The organism is Herbaspirillum camelliae (assembly GCF_001929405.1).
In the GTDB taxonomy this organism is placed as follows: Bacteria; Pseudomonadota; Gammaproteobacteria; order Burkholderiales; family Burkholderiaceae_D; genus Herbaspirillum; species Herbaspirillum seropedicae.
Genome location: NZ_KV880769.1, coordinates 2,254,295 through 2,271,998, shown reverse-complemented (window position 1 = coordinate 2,271,998; position 17,704 = coordinate 2,254,295). Strand labels below are relative to the sequence as shown.

The window sequence follows — 17,704 nt, the reverse complement described above, 5'->3', positions numbered from 1 at the left end:
ACTCGCTTAGGCTAAAGGTCAGGCCCGCAACAGGGCCTGGGTTGACGATGCGCCAGCGCGCGCCTGGGTCAGGCACAGCTGCCAGCAGTTACGTTCGCGCTCACGCGGGGATGACGGTGCAGACGCCGACAGCTCCGGCGTCAACACCTGCGCCAGTTGATACGCCTCATGCTCCGGCAGCAGCAGGCGCAGCCGCGACCACAGACCGGGAAAGGCGCGTTCCAGCCGCAGCGCCAGTTCGGCCATGCCGCGTGCGCGTGCGCCGATGGCGCGCAGATCCTCCGGCAGCGGTCCCGACCAGGGCTGCAGCGGCTGCGTCAGCGCCACGCTGAGACACCAGCGGCGTTGCGGCAGCGTCAGGCAGGCCAGTTCGGCTTGATCGCGCTGGCGCGCGGCAAAGAGGCCGCCATAGAGGGTGGCGGCGTGATGGAACTCCTCGCTGTCGCGTATCGTCATCTGCCAGCGCAGGTCGCCGCTGTCCGGCAGGTCCGCCGCGACGCCGGCCACCCGACACCAGTCCCGATACGCGTCGCGCTGGGCCAACATGCCTTGGCACTGCGGCGGCGGCCTGTGCGCATAGCGCCACGGCGCAAACCACCAGTCCAGGAAGGAGGCGCTCGGTGCGGACGCGGCCATCGGGTCCATCCGCTCCTGCATCATGTGCCGCGCCCTGCCGTCGGCTCGGGCGCCTGGGTCTTGGCCTGGGCCTGAGCCTTGGCCTTGTCCTGGGCTTTCTTGATACGGCGGGCGGCGAATTCGGCCACCATCCGCGCCACGCGCGGATGACGCAAGGCGCGCTGCAAGCCGATGTAACCCAGGCTGGACAAGGTCGTCAGCAACAAGGCGCTCATCGTCAGCGCCAAGCCGCCAGCGGAGGCTGCGGCCACCGTAAAGGGCCCCAGCATGGTCCATTCGATGCCCGGCGTGGGCGGTTCGCCCGGCATCATCACCACCGATACCTTGCTGCGGCCATCCTCGCCGGCCAGGCCAGGAATGCTGGAAGCCACCAGCCGACGGATGCGCGGCATCACCGCATCCTCGTCCAGCGGCGGACGATATTTGACGAACACGGCTGCCGACGACGGCTGGATCGGCTCGCCCGGCGCGATGCGTTCTGGCAGCACCACATGGACCCGCGCCGAGACCACATGATCGAACTGCAGCATGGTCGATTCGAGCTCTTCCGACAGTCCGTGGATGTAGCGGATGCGTTCCTCCATGGGCGAAGAGATCATGCCCTGCTTCTTGAACACCTCGCCCAGATTGGAGAGACTGCGGCGCGGCAGGCCGGCGGCGTTCATGGTTTCGGTCGCGCGCGACAGCTCCACGTCCTTGACCAGCAAGGTCACGCCGTCCTTGCCTTTCTGTTTGTCGACCTCGATGCCCTTGCGGTTGAGCACCAGGATGATTTCATTGGCATCGGCGTCATTGAGCGCGGCCTGCAGGACAACCATCCTGGAGCAGGCCGCCAGCGTTGCCAGCAAGAGCAACAGGCAGCCCATACGCAGCATGCGGGCGGTAATGGACATCGGACGCCTTTCGGGTTACTGGAGCTTGGTCAGCGAATCGACCGAAGTCGATGCCTTGGAAACGCATTTGGAGATGGTCTGCACGCGGATCTGGTAGTCGCTCAGCGCCATCATGGCCTTCATGAGCTGCATGGAATCGCCGGTGCGGGTGGCCTGCTCCAGCAATCTGGAAACATACAGCTGATCCTGCTTGACCTCCGAGGCCAGCGACGAAGTCCGCTGCGCCAGCGCGCTGCCCAGCGAATGGGTATTGGGCTTGAGCCGCAGGGCGTCCTTGTTGAGGTATTGCTCGAACATGGACTTGAAATGCTCCGCCTGGGCCCCACCCGGCTGGATCTCCATGTGGATGCCGGCGTCGCGGGTCGGCCCACCGGCCAGGTCGTTGGGGGTAATGCTCTGCTGCAATGAGGCCTGTTGCATGTGGATGGCTCCCTCGGAATCCGGATTGGACAGTGTGTGGGTGGGCGCCACGCCCCTGCCGGTTCCCGCGCTATGCATTCAGAGGGTGGCGTAGCGCCCACCGGCACAGTGCAGGCCGCCGCAACCCAGCTCCGAGGCCGGGTCGCAGCATGCGCCCAGGCCGCAGCGTCGGCGGCAATCGGCGCGCGATCCGGGGGACGAGCGGGCGATCAAGGGCTCACCTGGTGCGGGCGCGCCCCGTCCTTCTCGCCCGCGCGGGGGACGCGGCGCACGCAATACGCTGTGGCCAACGCCCGGCGCCAGCGCCAGATGGTGGGCGCGGTCGCCGCTGCCGATGATGAGCTCCTGACCAGCCTCGCCACGCCCAATCGGCACCGATGCCGGGCTGCGCGCCGATTCGATCTCCGGCTCGACGCCGTGCGCGGGCGCGGCCTCGCCCAGCGGCACCTCGCTTTCCGGGCCATACCGGGTGACCGGTTCAGCGGCCGGCGACGGCGAGCTGCGCTGCGCCGGCGGCTCTTCCGCCGATGCTCTGGGACGGCGCGGCGCAGGTGGACGGGTGTTGACCAGCTCGCTGAGATCGGGTGGCCGTGCCATGTTCATCCTTTCGGGAGGGTGTCGCGTTCGGGCGGCTCGCCCAGGGATTCCAGTTCGACTTCGCGCTGCACTTCGCCGCTGGCGACCAGCTCGTGCACCACCGCATAGACCTGCGCCACGGCCTGGTAACTGGAGCGCGGCACCGGCATGTCGTCCTGGCAGGTGGCGTAGAGCGTGCGCGCCAGCCAGACATGGCGGATCACCGGGATGCCGCAGGCATGCGCGCGCGCGATCATCGCCTGGGCGATCTCGTCGCGGCCCTTGGCCAGGACGAGCGGCACCATGGCCTCATCGGCGTCATAGAACATCGCCACCGCGAAGTGGGTCGGGTTGACCACCACGGCATTGGCCTTCTCGGTCTTGGCCGCGGGCGCTTCATTGGCCCACTGGCGCGCCAGCTGCTTGCGCTGTCCCTTGACCATGGGGTCGCCTTCGGATTCCTTGAACTCGCGCTTGATCTCTTCCTGGTCCATCATCAGGTCCTTCTTGTGGAAGTATTTCTGCACCGCGTAATCGATCACGCCAAGCACCAGGCAGACCACGATGATGAGATGGAAGATATTGCGCAACAGCGTCACGAAGGCTTCATAGACGTCCTTGGGTTCGCCCCCGGCCAAGGTGAAGATGGCGCCCAGCTGGCTGTGGATGGCGCTATACATCATGCCGGCAATCAGGGCGGCCTTGCCCACGGTGATGAAGAGCTCGACCAGCTTCTTCTTGGAAAAGATCTGCTTGATGCCGTTGACCGGGTTCAGCTTGTCCAGCTTGGGCTCCAGCGCCTCGGTAGCGATGAGCATGCCGAATTGGCCCCAGTGCCCGACCACGGCGGCCAGCGGGCAGATCACCAGCACCGCGAAGAAGGCCACGGCCAGGAAGATCAGCGCCGCCGTCAGCTGGTTGTTCATGGCGCTCTGGAAATCCTGCCCCACCCCCAGCACCCCGCCTTCCATCAGATTGAAGACCGCGCCGCGCCACAGACTGTCGGACGCCAACGCCGCCTCCATCACCGCCACCAGCGTCACCAGCCGGGCCAGGTCGCGGCTGACGGCGATCTGCCCTTTCTTCTTGGCGTCCTCGATCTTCTTGTCTGTCGGTTCTTCGTTCTTGTCGTCGCTCATGTCATCCTTGCCGGGTCAGCGCTGGTCCATGAGGACCGTCAGCAGGTCGAGCAGGTGGGCAAAGTCGCCAGCCACGTAATGCGAGAAGGTCGACCAGTACAGCAGCATGATCAGCAAGCCGACCAGGCTCTTGACCGGCGCCGAGGCGAAGGACACCTGCAGGTTGGAGGCGAACACACCGACGATGGCAAAGCCGAACTCGATGAGCACCAAGGGAATGAGCACCGGCGCGCCGTACACCACGATGTACCAGAGCAGCTCGCCGAAGCGCTTGACCAGCACGTCGAAATGACCGGGCTCGAAAGGTGGGGCCAGCGTGAAGGCCGGCCATACCGCATAGCTTTCGATGAGGATGCGCGCCATGCCGGCAAACATGCCCGCCTGCACCATCACCAGCACGACCGCCTGCAGCAGCAAGGCACCTACCGCGCTGGCATCGCGGTCCACGCTGGCGTTGTTGGCCTGGATCTGGATCGGTGAGCGCTGGCTGTCGAAGATGGAACCGATGGACTGCACCACCCACAAGGGGATCGCCATGAGCACGCCGAACATCAGGCCGATCATGGCCTCCTTGAAGACCATCACGCCGGTGGTGAGCATGTCCGGCGCGGTGCGCTGCACGAACAGGAAGGTCGGCAGCGCCGCCGGCAAGGCGATGGCCATGGCGGCGGTGTTCTTGGCCAGGCCGGTCAGCACGTTCAGGCCGAAGCCAGGCAGGATTACCAGACACACCAGCACGCGCGGCGTGACCAGCGCCATCGTGACCAACACCGCCTGGATATCGAGCAGCAGCGAAGCCGGCATGATTCAGCGTCCGATGTCCGGCACCATGGTGAAAGCCAGGTCGGCCAGGCGCAACATTTCCACGCCGATCCAGCGGCCCATGCTGGCCAGGGTGACCGCCACGGCCACCAGCTTGACCACGTAGGGCAGCGTCTGGTCCTGGATCTGGGTCACCGCCTGGATCAGCGACACGCCCAGCCCGCACAGCGTGGCAATGAGCAGCGGCGGCGCCGACATCATGATGGCCATCCACAGGCTCTGCTGGAAAAAGTTGATGGTATCGGCCATGGCCGTCTCCTCGGGTTCAAAGTGGGTTCAACGGAGATTGAATGTGATGGGAAAGGCGACCCGCCGCTCAGACATAGGACATGGCCAGCGCGTTGAGCAGCTTGGCCCATCCGCCCACCAGCGTGAAGAGCAACAGCTTGAGCGGAATGGTGATGGTCTGCGGGCTCACCTGTTGCATGCCCAGCGCCATGAGCAGGTTCGAGATCAGCAGATCGATCACGACGAAAGGGATATAGATCAGAAAGCCGATCTCATACCCGGTCTGCAATTCGGAAACCACAAAGGCCGGGATCAGGATCAGCGCATCGGTGGGCTGGGCATCCCTGGCGGCCTCCTTGGGCCAGAGCTTCTTGGCCGAAGCCAGGAACATCTCGCGCTGCTCGGCATGACTCATCTTGAGCATGAACTTGCGCAGCGGATCGAAGGCATCCTGGGCGCGCTCCAGGATGGGCACGGTGCGCGAAGACGCCGGATGGGACACATCCACCGCCATGGCGCGCTTGCCCACCTCCTGCACAGTGGGCGCCATGATGAATACCGACAAGGCCAGGGCGATGCCGTAGATGGCCAGCGTCGGCGGCACCTGTTGCACGCCGATGGCGTTGCGCAGCACCAGCAGCACCAGCGATATCTTGAGAAAGGAAGTGGTGGTCACTACCATCAGCGGCACCAGCGCCATGAGCGCCAGCAGCACCGAAAATGAAACGACATCGAACTGCCCGCTCAGCATGCTCCGCTCCAGCGGACGATGCGCACACCCAGCCGGCCATCCACCGACACCACCTCGCCCCGACCCAGTTCCACGCCTGCGCTGGTAATGCGCAGCGCCTGGGCGGAAGCGCCGTGCAGCTCCAACACCACCTGTTCGCCCAGCGCCCGCAACTGGGATAGCGACAGGTTCAAGCGGCCAAGCTCGACGTGTAGCGTCAAAGGAAGCTCAGTCGCTCCATCCAGCCCATCGTTGCCATCGTCAGCGCTGGCACCGGTCGCGTCAGCTTCCAGGCCTTCCTCGGCGGCATCCTGGAAGGCGTCGTCATCGAGGTCGGCGTCCAGGTCTACGGGCGATTGCGCCAGGTCGGTCTCATGGTTCAAGGCATTCTCCTGTGAAATGATCTGCAAGCGCTGGTGAGCGATATGGCGCACCCGCCACTGGCGTGCGCCCAGCCTCATGCGGCCGTAGCCGTGGATGTCGAACAAGGGCCGCTCAGGCAGCAGCAGGTCGCCCACCCGCAGCGCATCCATCGCCCTGCTGGGCAGGCGATGTGTGGCCAGCAGCACCGTGCTCGACAAGGGCAGGCCTGACCAGGCCGATAGGGGCATCTGCATCGGTTCGGCGGCTTCCAGCCAGCCGCGCCATAGCGAGGGCGCTGCCCAGGCCAGGGTCTCGATGGCATGGGTCGGATCGCGCAGACGCAGACGCAGCGCGACCAGGCCGGCTTGGGTAGCCTCGCCCGCCGCGCACGGCTGGAGGGCGCGCAGGCTGGCCAGCGCCGTCTGCTGCAGACGTCCCGCCAGCGCCGCCGCCAGCCAGGGTGCGAAGCTACCATCGGCACGTCGGCTGGCGGCGGGATCGATGCCGGTCAGTCCCGCCAGCAAGCGCTCTCCCTGCGCCAGCAGCAATGCACCGTCCGCGGTCTGCAGTCGCAGGTCCGGCGCCATCGCCGCTGCTACCGATGTTGCCGTGGCCGAGGCCGGTAGCGCCAGCAACTCCATGTCATCCCGGCCCAGCGCGATACGCATGCCGCGTCCGAGCAACCGGCTCAATTGCGCCTGTTCGGCGACGATGACCGGCGCACCGCTGCGCAAATCCAGCGGCAAGGCCAGCGGCGACGAGGAGAGGGCATTGGAAGATTCGGACATGGCAGCCTGTTGGGTCGCAAAGGAAAGCACCAGGCTGCGACAGAGCGATCAGCCAGCCAGGCCGCATCACGCCGCCGCTCCTGCCCGCCCCTTACAACACCGTCAGCCTGACGGAGGTCTCCATACGTTGCGCCAGCGTGTTTTCCAGTTCCATCCTTTTCTTTTTTATTTGCGCCCGCAGGCGTTCGGTGGAAGGCATCAGCAGCAAGGAGGTGTAGCGCGGGCCGATGTCGATCGCCACGCCCAGCCGCGCACCACATGGCAGCAGCACCTCGAAGAGGCCGCTGGCCCCGACCGGCGGCAGGGCCTCGGCCAGCAGCGCGCAGTCCAGCTCGCCCGCATCGTCCGGCACGCCACGCACACCCGCTGCGCCCGTGCCGCCACTCTGCTCATCGCCCTCGCTGCCGCCTCCCTGCCCGCGCTGTCCGCCCTGCCCGTCCACCGTCAACAGCAAGGGCAGCCCGCCAGGGGAGCGCTCCTGCTCGGCGCTGGCGGTGCGCGTCTCACGTTCGCCAGGCCCACGCTGCGCGGCGCGCGGCGTGGACTGGGCGTGCGCTGCATTGCGCTGCGCCCGTTGCGGCTGGACTTGCCTGGGCGCGGCTCTGGCCTCCTCTGCGGCGGTGGAGGCCGCAACGGGCGGCCTGGGCGGCAACTTCAACCTGGCCGGCTTGGGCGCCGGCGGTGCAGGCAGGGGGCTTGCTTCGGCGACCAGTGACAAGGACAGGGGAAAGAGGGGAGCCGACATATCAGGCCTGTTCATTCTGCGCCATGGCAAGCGCCTTCATCTCGTCGCGCAGGACGGTCAGTTTTTCCTGCTGCTTGTTGGCGTCCTTGACGCGCTGGCGGGCGATGAAATAGTCATCCCCGGCCTGGCGGCAAGCGCGCGCCAGCGACACGCAGGCCAGGCGCATCTGGCCGGCCTCCATCTTCATGCGTTCATAGGCTGTCTTGGCGCGCTTGAAATCGGCGTTGGTGATCGTCATGCCGAAGAATGCCGCCCGCGCAGCCATCCATTCGGATTGCGCGCGCTCCCTGGCCTGGCGCCACTGGTCGGTCTTCTCGCCCAGGTCGGCGCGCAGCACGCGCCACGACGAGCGCGCTTCGTTGCGCTCTCGCTCCAGCCGGCCAAGGCGTTGCTTGCGCACATTGAGCAACTGGTCCAGGCGGCGGTCCGGTCTTTTCGGTTCAGCCACATCGACCACTTCGCGCTTGCCCGCAGGCTTTCCGAATGCGGCTTCCATGGACGCACCTGCCCTCATTGGGCCATCTCCATCAGGGTGTCCAGCGTTTCCTGGAAATCGGCGCTGCCGCTGGTATCCTGGCGCAGGAAGCTCAGTTGGTCCGGGCGCAGCTCCATGGCGCGGTCGGCCACCGGGTCGGCCCCGGACTTGTATTCGCCCAGCCGGATCAGCAATTCCATCTCCTGGTAGCGCGCCAGCAGCTCACGAAAGCGCGAGGCGGCGCGGCGATGCTCGCGCGAGGTGACGTTGCTCATCACGCGGCTGATGCTGGCCAGCACGTCGATGGCCGGGTAATGTCCTTGTTCGGCCAGCTTGCGGGTGAGCAGGATATGGCCGTCCAGCAGTGACTTGGCCTCATCGCCGATCGGGTCGGAGCTCGATTCGCCGTCCACCAGCACCGTATACATGGCCGTGATGGACCCTTGGGGGGTGCCGCCGGCACGTTCGATCAGACGCGGCAGCATGGTGTAGACCGAGGGCGTGAAGCCGCCGCGTGCCGGCGGTTCGCCGGCGGCCAGGCCGATCTCCCGCTGCGCGCGTGCGAAGCGGGTGAGCGAATCGACCAGCAGCAATACCTTCATTCCCCGGTCGCGGAAACCTTCGGCGATGGCCGTGGCCGTGAACGCTGCGCGGGAGCGTTCCATCGAGGTTCGGTCGGAGGTGGCGCAGACCACCACGGTCTTGCGGATCAGTTCGGCGTCCAGCTCGTGGTCGAGGAATTCGTTGAGTTCGCGCCCGCGCTCGCCGATCAGGCCGAAGACGATAGCCTCGGCCTGGCAGCCGCGCGCGATGGCTGCCATCAGCGTGGTCTTGCCGCAGCCCGGCCCGGCAAAGACGCCGATACGCTGGCCCATGCCCATGGTCAGCAGTCCATCGATGGCGCGCACGCCGGTAGGCAGCGGCGTGGCGATGCGCGGGCGGCTGGTGGCGGGCGGCGCATCGCGGATCACCGGCGACATGGCGCGCCAGGTGGCGACATTCTCCTGCGCAGCCGGCGCCCGGAACATCCAGCGGCCAAAGCCGTCGAGCACGCAGCCGAACAAGTGGTCGCCGACCTCGATCGAATGGGAACGCCGCAAGGGTTCGATCACCGTGCGGGTGGAAACGCCTTCCAGCGGACTCAGCGCCGAGAGGATAGAGGCCTTGTCGGTGAACCCGACCACCTCCGCCAGCATGGTCTTGCCGGGCTGCTCGGGATTGAACAGGTTGCACAGCTCGCCGATCTGCACTGGTGGCATATGCGCCTCGATCAAGGTGCCCAGCACCTGCGCGACCCGGCCCTGGCTGAAGAAGCCCGGACGCAGCGGCAGTGCGGCCTGCCAGGCCGGCAGACGCTCGCGCAGCGCGGCCAGCCGCCCCTCCAGCGCGGCCTGGAAGACATCGTCGCGCTTCACCATGACACGTTCAAGGCGTGCTTGCCGGTAAATCTGATCTGGTTGCCGGCCACTGCGGCCAGGCGCACGCCGCGATACTCGTCGCCGACGTAGAGGCGGCGGCCATCATCGGTGACGATGCTAGGATCGCTGCCGTTGAGCACCTGAACGATGCGGAAGGGCAACATCGATTCCGGGCTGCCGATCTTGACGTCGATGGGAAAATCAATGACGTAGGCCTTGGAGAAATCACGCAGCATGCGTTGCAGCCGCTCGGCGTCGTCATCGCCCATGGCGCCGCGCAGGGTCCATGCACCCTCGCGCAGGTCCAGCGTCACCCGGGAGAGCAGATCGACCTCGGCCAGGCGCTTGCGTAGCGCAGCTTCCAGCTCGGCTGCGGGCAGCTTGCGCGGCAGCGCCGCCAGACGCTTGAGCTCTTCGGCGCGCGCCTGGGCCTGCTTATCGGCGGGCGCCGGATGGCTGCTCAGCGCGTAGGCGGCCGCACCGGTCAGCGCGGTAGCCATGAAGAACGGCAGCAAGACCATGCGATAAGCCCGTGCGCGCCGCGCCGGGGCTGGCTCTGCGGCGGTGGCCTCGTCCGGCGTCGGGGCAGGCGCGTGCGGGTCATCCTCATCCGTGGCTGGCAGCGGCAGTGCGTCGCTGGACGCAGTCTCGTGGTCCGCTGGGGCGGCCTCCTGCCCGCCAGACGAGTGCGGCGTATCGACCGGTTCCGGCGGCGGGTCGGTCCATGGCGCATCCTGATCGACCACGGTCAACCAGATGCGGTCGGCGCGCGCCAGCTCGCCAAAGGCCAGTTGCAATGCCGACTCCGGCTGGTTGCTGTCGGCCCGGCGCAGGCAGCCGTCCATCGCGGTCAGGGTCCAGCCCGCAGGCGTCAACGCCAGCCTGGCGTGCTGCCCGACGATGCCGGGATCGGCCAGCACCACGTCGGCGTCTTCCTGTGCGCCCAGAATACGTTCGCCGCTATCGGCCAGCGGCAATGTCGCGCCACGGTGATAGCCGTTGAGAATGCGCAGTTCTTGCATGATCTTGCTCCATCGGACAGTAGGATGCCGGGCGCGGCAAGGCTTGCCGCGCACCATGCTGCGCTATCTGTGTGCGCGGCGGGACGGTGGTTCCATCGCCTACCGGAAGGCGCTCTTGAGCAAGGCGATGAAGAAATTGTCGCTGCTGCGATGGGTGGCCGGATTGCGCGGGTCCCAGTCGGGATTGTCCATGTTCAGCAGCGCACCCAGCACCATGGCCTCGGCCAGTTCGCGGCGCTTGCGGGCGGTCTCTTCGCGTTTCTGCGCGGTCGCGCGCAAGGAGATCGCCGTCACCGCCTGCTCTGGCCGGCTCTTGAGCAGGGCCGGCGTGTGCTTTTCCTTTTCGGCCAGTGCCTTGGTCACTTCATCCATCATGTCGCTGACGAATGCGTAGCATTTGTCGCGCATCAGATCGAGATCGCGCGCGAGGTACTTGTCCTTGCTGGCGCGCTCGATGATCTCCATGGCTTGGTCATGGGTCATCGGCTGCGTCGATGGGGCCGCCGCATCCGGCGAGCGCAACTGTTTGGCTGAGAGGCTCATCATTTCATGCTCCGGTTTCACCACGATTGTTTCTGCTTGCCGCCGGATGCCTGAGCTCCGGCGGACCATGCCACGCTTCTTGTCAGAGCTCAGATCTTGGGCGGACGTGCTGGCGGGCGCTCGCCTTCGCTGTCGGACTGCACCGTGGGCGGGCGATAGGTGACCGTCGGCGAGGAGGGTGGCGGGGCTGCCGGCGGCTGCGGGTACACCGGCGCGCCAGCATCGCTCTCCGGTTCCTGCGGCTGCGGTTGACCGTCAGGGGCCAGATCGGGCTCCCATGGACCACCGCTTTGCCCATGCTCGTGCCCCGGCCGCGGACGCGGCACCTGGCCCACGCCCTGCATGGTGGCCTGATTGGCGCGCTGCTGGAGCTCGCCATCGGCCTGGACGATCTCCAGCAGGTCTTCTGCGTATTGCCGCGCATCGCGCGGATCGAGCTGGGCTACCGCTGCATGCAGATGGCGTGGCAGCGATCTCGGCGGCGCCGGAGGCGGGCCGCCGTGTTCGCGGTGGTGCAGTAGCTCGGTCCGGAATTGTTCCAGTTCGCGCGTGATCTGCTGGGGCCGCTGTTCCAGGAACGCGGCCAGATTGGGAGGCATGACATCGTCGAAGAGACCGCGAAAGCGTTCTCGCAGACGGTCGCCGAAATAGTCCGCCGGCCTGGCCTGGTCCTGTGGCGCAGGCGCGGCAGCATGCTGACCCGACACCGGCGCAGACTGTCCGATATCCCAGCCGGCGCCGCGGAAGATGGCGTTCAGGGCGCGCTCGGTGTCCCTGGCAGGCGAGTGGGCCTCAAGCAGGCTGGCCAGGATGTTCTCCCCCCTCTTCAAGAAGAATTCCTCGAATCTGCTGGCGATGCGGGCAAACCCTTGCCCGCCCGGTCGAGACGCGCCCTCATGCGGGGTGCGCGACGACTGGCTGGAGCGATCCTCTGGCGGCGCTACGCCGTGCAGACTGGAAAACAGGTTGTGTATATCGAATGAAGGCATGATGCTTCCTTATCGACCATCGACGGCAGGCGCAGACGCCGGGCCGCCGGTGGCGCAATGAGACGGTGGTGGGCAATGCGCCACGCTAGAGGCGGGCGCGGGCGAAGGCGACGATGCCGTCGCGCTGCGCTTGGGTTCCTTCATGAATGTCGGCGCAGCCGGTGCGGTTCCACCGCCGCCACCGCCATCGCCATCGCCATCGCTGGGCTCACACCTCGATCATCCCCACCGGCTTGACCTTGGCGTGCTGAGTCAGCTCGGAAAATGCAAACACCGGGACCGGGAAGAATTCCTCTTCGATCAGCTTGCGCACGGAACGGCGGATATCGGCCGCCGTGACCAGCACCGGCGGCACGATGGGCGTGCTGACATTGGTCGAGAGTTCGTTGAGACGGTCCAGGATCATCTGTTCCAGTTCGGAATCGATGTCCAGGTAGCTGCCCTGGCTGGTCTGCCGCATGGCGTTGCGCAGCTGGTCTTCCAGCTCCGGCGACAGCAAGATCACCTCGATGAGTCCCTCGCGCGAGGCCTCGAAGCAGAGCTGGCGCTTGAACGCCAGCCGCACATAGTCGGCGATGACGTCCGGATCACGCTCCTTGGGCGCCCAGTCCAGCGTGGTTTCCAGCAGCAGCCGCGCATTGCGCAACGACACCCCTTCGCGGGTGAGCCGCTGCACCACCTCGGTCAGGCGCGGCAGGGTGACGGTCTTGACCACTTCCTTGCCCAGCTCGGGATAACGGCGCTCGGCCCAGCGGGTGAAGCGGATCACTTCGTTGACGCCCACGAACATCTGGCAGTTGCGCAGCATCTCCACTTCGATGTCGGAGGCGAATACCTTTTCCCAGGGCTCGGCCAGCAGGCCCGCCTCACTCAGTTTGTCCGGGTCTTCGGTCTTGACCCAGACGCGGCGGCGACGCGAACCGGGAATATTGCGTTCGAATCCCTGGAAACCCAGTTCCTGCACCCGCTCCAGCGATTCCCTGGTGGCGCTCCAGCCCAGCATGATCTCGGCGTCCACCAGCGGCACCTCGGACATCATGAAGAACACCCGCCCTTCCGGCACCGTGCTGCTGAACTCGAAATCGATGGGCTTGAGGTCGGGAATCCCGCGCCGTTCCAGCATGGCGTTGCGCATAATGCGCACCGCCGTGCGGATCACCTCGGCTTCGGCTTTGCCGCGCATGGACTCGTTCATGCGCAGGATGAAGGGCGTGGTCGCGGCAAAGCTGGTGAGATCGACGATGCCGGCGTTCTTGCGTTCGAGTTCCTCCGATTCGCGCGCCATCTCGGCGTCGGCCAGCGGCTTGAGCAGGCCCACCACGCCGGCCACGCACAAGCCCACGGCCAGCGCCACGAAGATGACCGTCGGCATGCCCGGGATCAGGCCGAACAGCAGCATGATCCCGGCTGCCGTGAGCAGCGCCTTGGGTTCGCCGAAGAGCTCGCCGACGATGTCGCGGCCGATGTTGGTTTCACCCTCTTCGTTATCATCGCTGACGCGGGTGGTGATGATGCCGGCCCCCAGCGAGATCAGCAGCGCCGGAATCTGCGCAATCAGCGCATCGCCGATGGAGAGGATGGAGTAGACCTGCATGGCCTGGCCGGCATCCATGCCGCGCTGGATGATGCCGATGGAGATGCCGCCGATCAGGTTGATGGCGACGATGCAGATGCCAGCAATGGCGTCGCCCTTGACGAACTTCATGGCGCCGTCCATGGCGCCGTGCAGCTGGCTTTCCTGGCCCAGGTGGGCGCGCTTGGCCTTGGCTTCCTCGGGCGTGAGGATGCCGGCGCGCAAGTCGCTGTCGATGGACATCTGCTTGCCCGGCATGGCGTCCAGGGAAAAGCGCGCCGACACTTCCGACACCCGTTCCGAGCCCTTGGTGATGACGATGAACTGCACCACCGTCAGGATCAGGAAGATCACCAGCCCCACCACCAGATTGCCGCCGACGACGAAGTTGCCGAAGGTCTCGACGATGTGGCCGGCGTCGGCTTCCAGCAGGATCAGCCGCGTGGTCGATACCGAGATCGCCAGGCGGAACAAGGTGGTCAGCAGCAGCACCGCCGGGAAGGTCGAGAAGGCGGTCGGCCCGGCCATGTACATGGCCACCACCACGATCAGCCCGGACGCGCACAGGCTCATCGCGATGAGGATGTCGAGCAGCCAGATCGGCATGGGCAGCACCAGCATGAAGACGATGCCGATGACCAGCGCCGCCGCCAGCAATTCGGCGCGCTTGCCGAGCTGGATGGCGAATTTGTTGAGCAGCATCACGATGCCCATGGCTTTCATGGCGATTCCCTTGTGATCGGTTGGAGGCGGTAGCGAATCGGGCCGTCTAGGCCGGCGCCCGATTGTCCTGGGCGTATTGCAGCCGGCGCAGCACCAGGTCCACCCAGGCGGCGTTGTGCGGCGTGCGCATGCTGCGCAGGCGCTGCTGATCGACCGGCTCCAGCACTTCGGCGGCGGCGAAGTCGTGCATCAACCGGAGCTTTTCATCGTCCGGCCATAGCAGCAGGCAGCCGCGGCTCAAGGCATAGGCTTCTTCGTACTGGTAGGCGTTGAGCAGTCCCCACACCAGGCCCAGCGCGGCGACCAGCTCGGCCTGCATGCCCTCATGCTGTCTCTTCTTGCGCATGCGCGGCCTCCGTGTCAGCTGCGCCAGTAAGCGCTTCGGCGTGCTTCATCTGCAACCAGCGCAGGCGCATGCGCACCGCCAGTTCGACCTGGCGCAGGGCGTCCATGAGCGGCGCCCGCGCCGTCCCTTCAGGCAGGGTCAGGGAATGCGCGACCAGCAGGCGCTGCAAGCCGCGCAGCGAGGGCACCGGATCACCGCGCCAGACCGGATTGTCGGAGGTCAGCGTCGGTCCCAGCAACTCGGTGAGCACCCGCTGCAGTGGATCGACCGGCAATTCCAGCGCGGGCAGCGAGGCGGCTTCTTCCTCGTTGGACAGCAGCGGACGCGACTTCTGCAGCGCCGTCAGCGCCTCGGCGCTGTGGATTTCGGCCAGTTCGCCCGGATCGACCGGCAACTGCCGGCCAATGCCGGGGGAGGCAATGCGGGCGTTCAATTGAGCAGCTCCAGCGCGGCCTCGAGCTGGCTGTCGAGCTCGTCGCCGCCCTCTTCCTCTTCCGAGCTCAGACGCCGCACCACATAGATGCCGCCATCATTGAACAAGGCCGGCAGCCAGCCGCCGAAGAGGTGCAGTTCAGCGCCGCGCCGGCGCAGGATATCCTCCGGCCGCATCGGCGCCTCGGCGCTCACGCCCAGGGCGATCAACATGCCCACCTCCAACGGATAGGCGAACACATGCATGCCGTTGTCCACATGGCTCATGGCCACAGCCTGCTGGATGCGGGCCTCGCCGATCAGTCTCATGATCAATTCCTTCATCGTCTACTCACCTTTTTCTCGAGGGCGTGCGGGCCGGCGTGTCGCCGGCGGCGCGATAGAGGGCGTCCAGTTCCAGCCGCCACGCGTCTTCGCGCAATTCTTCCGGGGTCGGGAAGTTCGACATGCCGGCCTGCAAGGCGGTCACCTGCCGGTTCAGTTCGTCCAGCAATTCGCGTCGCGCATTGAGCTTGTCCTGCGCCCAGATCGTCAGCGGCAACTCCACGATGGCGTCGCGCACCAGCCGATAGGCGCGCGCGCGGGCATTCTTGTCGATGCCGCCGATATCGACGATCTGCGCCATCAGCTGCGGCACCTTGCCCTTGCCCCAGCCAGCTTCGGCGGCGGTCAGCAGGATCACGGTCAGGCCGACGTCATCTACCTTGACATGCATGGTTCCCCCTCATCGATATGAGCGCGGCACATTCGCCGCGGTTCAGGGCTTGATCTCGGACAGGTTCACCAGCAGCTGCCTGGCCACACTGAGGGTCGAGCGCAGCTGCATGAAACACTTGCTATCGGAAATGGCCAGGGCGTACGCGCCCCGGTTGCGTACCGGGTTCTTGCGCAGGTTGTCCTGGTTCAGCGTGGCGCCGACCATCTGGCTGCAGATCACGTCGGCCATTTCGCTGAAGCAGTCAGGCGCGTGCCGTTGCAGGGCGCGCGCCATGACGGCCACCGACAATTCGGTTTCGACCTCGCTGTCGCGCGGCGCGCCGATGATGATGCGCAGTTCGCGACGCAGGCCGCGCTGCGGCTCCAGGCTGGGATCGCCGACCTCGGCCGCCTCTTGCACGTGGGTGAACTCACCCCGGATCTCGCCCATGCGATTGCGGATCAGTGAACCCAGGATCTGGGTCACGGAATTCTTGAGCTTGTTGGACTTGAACAGATCGGTGGACGGCAGGCCGCCCTGCTGGCGCGCCTCGACCTCGCGCCGCGCCCGCAGCATGGTGCTCACGGCGTCCAGCACGGCATGTTCCTTGAGTTTCTTTTCCACCTCTTCGCGGGCTTCGCGATCCTTTTCGCGCGATTGCCCCAGCTTGCGCTCTAGCACGTCTCTCGGATCGAAGGCGGCCTCGGCATGCGTGGCCAGATCGACGGGCGCGTCCAGCAACGAGGCCGCCGACTCGCCATTCTTCTTTTCGCCCTTCTCGGATCGTCCACGTCGCCCTGGCGTCTGGTCGCGCTGCTGCCGTGGCTGCACCGGCACGACAAAATGCTTCAGCGTTTTTCTTGAGAACGGCAGCGATCGCACGCCAGCCGGCATGTTGATCGCATCGAAGGGGACGACTTCGGTATTGCCCAGTCCACCTGGCGCCTGCCGTCCCGTGTGGGGCTTGTGGATAGGGCCGCGTGTGGGCGTGAGACCGGGAGGAAATCCCTGTCCGGCCTGGCCAGGTTGCGGCTGGCCGATGGATGGATTGAATGGTTTGAAGGAAGCCATGATGCCATTGGGTGGCGGCGGCATGGCGGCAGGTTCCATCGCCGCGCCTGGCGCGGTGGAGCACAGAAGAAGGGAAAAGGACACTGCCACGGTTCCCTGTCGCACGCGGCAAATCCTCAACATTCTTCAAAGTCTCACGAATGTTCAACGAACGCATGCGGGCCGTCGGGCCGCTGATATCTTGCGCCCATGCCAGACGAGCAGCGGCTGAAAAAAACGCACAAGCAGGCCGCGCTCGATCATCCCACACACCTGATTTGCCAAGGAGAACACGATGCACACCGCATTTCACATGCAAGCCAGCGAGTCCGACGCCCACCATGCTTTCGAGCTGGAAGCCGCCGCATCTGAAGACGAAGGCGAAGATTCCAGCACCATCAGCAGCCCCATAGCCAGCGCCCCCCTCCACATCGCCGCCCCTGCAGTGCCGGCGGAGGCCGCTACCGAACAGGCCGCCGCGCCCATCGATATCGTGGCGCTCTACACCAAGCATCGCACCCATCTGCTGCGTTTCGTGCTGCGCTACGTGGGCAACCACGAAGACGCCGAAGACGTCGTGCAGAACACCTTCATCGAAGCGGTCAAGTGCGCCCACCGCTTCTCGGGCTTGTCCAAGCCCTCCACATGGCTATTCGGCATCGGGCTGAACCTGGCACGCAATCAGGTGCGTCGCAATAGCGCCGATCGCTATGAGATGGTCGAGGAAAACTTCATGGAGCAGCTGGTTGACGCCAGCGCTGACCCAGCGATGGTCTATGAGCTGCGCCAGATCGCCCAGAAGGTCGATGACATGCTGAGCGAACTGCCACCGCAGATCCGCCATACCTTCGAGGCAGTGCTGGACGGCGACGCCACCTATGAAGAAGCGGCGCAACATCTGAATATCCCGATCGGCACCGTGCGCTCCCGCGTCTCACGCGTGCGTGCCGCCGTGCGCCAGGAATACGGCGATGACAAGGCAGCGACTCGCCGCGTTGCGGGGCGTGGCAAGGGACGTTGAGCGAGCAGGCCCGGCGGCATGCCGGGTCATCCTGATCAAACGCAGGGGCGATGCAGGCGGCGCAGCGAGAGTCCG

General features: G+C 66.0%; 22 protein-coding genes. 1 reads left to right on the top strand and 21 read right to left on the bottom strand.

Annotated elements, in window-relative coordinates:
• Positions 1–18: 18 nt before the first annotated feature.
• From BGK68_RS10155 to BGK68_RS10055, 21 genes are all read right to left on the bottom strand, one after another.
• On the bottom strand, positions 19–636 hold the full coding sequence (locus BGK68_RS10155) for a hypothetical protein (RefSeq protein WP_233149285.1): 618 nt from the start codon (positions 634–636) through the stop codon (positions 19–21).
• A 20-nt stretch (positions 637–656) separates the two neighbouring features.
• Entirely contained in the window at positions 657–1,529 is an 873-nt protein-coding gene (gene sctJ, locus BGK68_RS10150; RefSeq protein ID WP_075256999.1) for a type III secretion system inner membrane ring lipoprotein SctJ, read from the bottom strand.
• 15 nt (positions 1,530–1,544) lie between these two features.
• Complete coding sequence (locus tag BGK68_RS10145) at positions 1,545–1,949, bottom strand: EscI/YscI/HrpB family type III secretion system inner rod protein (RefSeq protein ID WP_075259768.1); 405 nt, start codon at positions 1,947–1,949, stop codon at positions 1,545–1,547.
• 78 nt (positions 1,950–2,027) lie between these two features.
• Positions 2,028–2,324, bottom strand: coding sequence for a hypothetical protein (locus tag BGK68_RS28275; RefSeq protein ID WP_233149284.1), 297 nt, complete (start codon positions 2,322–2,324; stop codon positions 2,028–2,030).
• Between the two features lie 224 nt (positions 2,325–2,548).
• Positions 2,549–3,664 (bottom strand): type III secretion system export apparatus subunit SctU, encoded by a 1,116-nt coding sequence (gene sctU / locus BGK68_RS10135; RefSeq protein ID WP_075256997.1) that lies wholly within the window; start codon positions 3,662–3,664, stop codon positions 2,549–2,551.
• Positions 3,665–3,679: 15 nt separating this feature from the next.
• Complete coding sequence (locus BGK68_RS10130) at positions 3,680–4,468, bottom strand: EscT/YscT/HrcT family type III secretion system export apparatus protein (protein WP_075256996.1); 789 nt, start codon at positions 4,466–4,468, stop codon at positions 3,680–3,682.
• A gap of 3 nt (positions 4,469–4,471) precedes the next feature.
• On the bottom strand, positions 4,472–4,735 hold the full coding sequence (sctS, locus tag BGK68_RS10125) for a type III secretion system export apparatus subunit SctS (RefSeq protein ID WP_013232831.1): 264 nt from the start codon (positions 4,733–4,735) through the stop codon (positions 4,472–4,474).
• Positions 4,736–4,802: 67 nt separating this feature from the next.
• Entirely contained in the window at positions 4,803–5,465 is a 663-nt protein-coding gene (sctR, locus tag BGK68_RS10120) for a type III secretion system export apparatus subunit SctR (RefSeq protein WP_075256995.1), read from the bottom strand.
• Entirely contained in the window at positions 5,459–6,595 is a 1,137-nt protein-coding gene (gene sctQ / locus BGK68_RS10115; RefSeq protein ID WP_075256994.1) for a type III secretion system cytoplasmic ring protein SctQ, read from the bottom strand. The genes sctR and sctQ overlap by 7 nt, the downstream gene beginning before the upstream one ends.
• Positions 6,596–6,686: 91 nt before the next feature.
• Entirely contained in the window at positions 6,687–7,340 is a 654-nt protein-coding gene (locus BGK68_RS10110; protein WP_075256993.1) for a hypothetical protein, read from the bottom strand.
• Between the two features lies 1 nt (position 7,341).
• Positions 7,342–7,836 carry a hypothetical protein gene (locus BGK68_RS10105; protein ID WP_233149283.1) on the bottom strand — a complete coding sequence of 165 codons (495 nt, stop codon included), beginning with the start codon at positions 7,834–7,836 and terminating at the stop codon, positions 7,342–7,344.
• Positions 7,837–7,850: 14 nt separating this feature from the next.
• Entirely contained in the window at positions 7,851–9,233 is a 1,383-nt protein-coding gene (locus BGK68_RS10100; protein ID WP_075256991.1) for a FliI/YscN family ATPase, read from the bottom strand.
• Positions 9,227–10,255, bottom strand: a complete 1,029-nt coding sequence (locus BGK68_RS10095; RefSeq protein ID WP_075256990.1) for an FHA domain-containing protein — start codon at positions 10,253–10,255, stop codon at positions 9,227–9,229. The genes BGK68_RS10100 and BGK68_RS10095 overlap by 7 nt, the downstream gene beginning before the upstream one ends.
• 99 nt (positions 10,256–10,354) lie before the next feature.
• Positions 10,355–10,801 (bottom strand): hypothetical protein, encoded by a 447-nt coding sequence (locus tag BGK68_RS10090; RefSeq protein ID WP_232284899.1) that lies wholly within the window; start codon positions 10,799–10,801, stop codon positions 10,355–10,357.
• A gap of 86 nt (positions 10,802–10,887) precedes the next feature.
• On the bottom strand, positions 10,888–11,787 hold the full coding sequence (locus tag BGK68_RS10085) for a hypothetical protein (RefSeq protein ID WP_143433011.1): 900 nt from the start codon (positions 11,785–11,787) through the stop codon (positions 10,888–10,890).
• A 208-nt stretch (positions 11,788–11,995) separates the two neighbouring features.
• Positions 11,996–14,083 carry a type III secretion system export apparatus subunit SctV gene (gene sctV, locus BGK68_RS10080; protein ID WP_075256988.1) on the bottom strand — a complete coding sequence of 696 codons (2,088 nt, stop codon included), beginning with the start codon at positions 14,081–14,083 and terminating at the stop codon, positions 11,996–11,998.
• Positions 14,084–14,129: 46 nt separating this feature from the next.
• The gene (locus tag BGK68_RS10075; RefSeq protein ID WP_075256987.1) at positions 14,130–14,429 is read right to left on the bottom strand and encodes a hypothetical protein; all 300 of its coding nucleotides are present in this window, start codon (positions 14,427–14,429) and stop codon (positions 14,130–14,132) included.
• Positions 14,407–14,862, bottom strand: coding sequence for a hypothetical protein (locus tag BGK68_RS10070; protein WP_075256986.1), 456 nt, complete (start codon positions 14,860–14,862; stop codon positions 14,407–14,409). The genes BGK68_RS10075 and BGK68_RS10070 overlap by 23 nt, the downstream gene beginning before the upstream one ends.
• Positions 14,859–15,170, bottom strand: a complete 312-nt coding sequence (locus BGK68_RS10065; RefSeq protein WP_233149282.1) for a hypothetical protein — start codon at positions 15,168–15,170, stop codon at positions 14,859–14,861. Before BGK68_RS10065 ends, BGK68_RS10070 begins: the two co-directional genes overlap by 4 nt.
• A 22-nt stretch (positions 15,171–15,192) precedes the next feature.
• Entirely contained in the window at positions 15,193–15,576 is a 384-nt protein-coding gene (locus BGK68_RS10060) for a hypothetical protein (protein ID WP_075256984.1), read from the bottom strand.
• A gap of 42 nt (positions 15,577–15,618) precedes the next feature.
• Complete coding sequence (locus tag BGK68_RS10055; RefSeq protein WP_143433010.1) at positions 15,619–16,734, bottom strand: hypothetical protein; 1,116 nt, start codon at positions 16,732–16,734, stop codon at positions 15,619–15,621.
• 169 nt (positions 16,735–16,903) lie between these two features.
• Between BGK68_RS10055 and BGK68_RS10050 the strand changes: the two genes are divergently transcribed.
• On the top strand, positions 16,904–17,629 hold the full coding sequence (locus BGK68_RS10050) for an RNA polymerase sigma factor (protein WP_143433009.1): 726 nt from the start codon (positions 16,904–16,906) through the stop codon (positions 17,627–17,629).
• The last annotated feature ends 75 nt before the right edge of the window (positions 17,630–17,704 follow it).

Excerpts from the sequence above, each read along its gene's own strand:
- BGK68_RS10155 (WP_233149285.1), bottom strand. The coding sequence starts at position 636 with ATGGCCGCGTCCGCACCGAGCGCCTCCTTCCTGGACTGGTGGTTTGCG.
- sctJ (WP_075256999.1), bottom strand. The coding sequence starts at position 1,529 with ATGTCCATTACCGCCCGCATGCTGCGTATGGGCTGCCTGTTGCTCTTG.
- BGK68_RS10145 (WP_075259768.1), bottom strand. The coding sequence starts at position 1,949 with ATGCAACAGGCCTCATTGCAGCAGAGCATTACCCCCAACGACCTGGCC.
- sctU (WP_075256997.1), bottom strand. The coding sequence starts at position 3,664 with ATGAGCGACGACAAGAACGAAGAACCGACAGACAAGAAGATCGAGGAC.
- BGK68_RS10130 (WP_075256996.1), bottom strand. The coding sequence starts at position 4,468 with ATGCCGGCTTCGCTGCTGCTCGATATCCAGGCGGTGTTGGTCACGATG.
- sctS (WP_013232831.1), bottom strand. The coding sequence starts at position 4,735 with ATGGCCGATACCATCAACTTTTTCCAGCAGAGCCTGTGGATGGCCATC.
- sctR (WP_075256995.1), bottom strand. The coding sequence starts at position 5,465 with ATGCTGAGCGGGCAGTTCGATGTCGTTTCATTTTCGGTGCTGCTGGCG.
- sctQ (WP_075256994.1), bottom strand. The coding sequence starts at position 6,595 with ATGTCCGAATCTTCCAATGCCCTCTCCTCGTCGCCGCTGGCCTTGCCG.
- BGK68_RS10110 (WP_075256993.1), bottom strand. The coding sequence starts at position 7,340 with ATGTCGGCTCCCCTCTTTCCCCTGTCCTTGTCACTGGTCGCCGAAGCA.
- BGK68_RS10105 (WP_233149283.1), bottom strand. The coding sequence starts at position 7,836 with ATGGAAGCCGCATTCGGAAAGCCTGCGGGCAAGCGCGAAGTGGTCGAT.
- BGK68_RS10100 (WP_075256991.1), bottom strand. The coding sequence starts at position 9,233 with ATGGTGAAGCGCGACGATGTCTTCCAGGCCGCGCTGGAGGGGCGGCTG.
- BGK68_RS10095 (WP_075256990.1), bottom strand. The coding sequence starts at position 10,255 with ATGCAAGAACTGCGCATTCTCAACGGCTATCACCGTGGCGCGACATTG.
- BGK68_RS10090 (WP_232284899.1), bottom strand. The coding sequence starts at position 10,801 with ATGATGAGCCTCTCAGCCAAACAGTTGCGCTCGCCGGATGCGGCGGCC.
- BGK68_RS10085 (WP_143433011.1), bottom strand. The coding sequence starts at position 11,787 with ATGCCTTCATTCGATATACACAACCTGTTTTCCAGTCTGCACGGCGTA.
- sctV (WP_075256988.1), bottom strand. The coding sequence starts at position 14,083 with ATGAAAGCCATGGGCATCGTGATGCTGCTCAACAAATTCGCCATCCAG.
- BGK68_RS10075 (WP_075256987.1), bottom strand. The coding sequence starts at position 14,429 with ATGCGCAAGAAGAGACAGCATGAGGGCATGCAGGCCGAGCTGGTCGCC.
- BGK68_RS10065 (WP_233149282.1), bottom strand. The coding sequence starts at position 15,170 with ATGAGACTGATCGGCGAGGCCCGCATCCAGCAGGCTGTGGCCATGAGC.
- BGK68_RS10060 (WP_075256984.1), bottom strand. The coding sequence starts at position 15,576 with ATGCATGTCAAGGTAGATGACGTCGGCCTGACCGTGATCCTGCTGACC.
- BGK68_RS10050 (WP_143433009.1), top strand. The coding sequence starts at position 16,904 with ATGCACACCGCATTTCACATGCAAGCCAGCGAGTCCGACGCCCACCAT.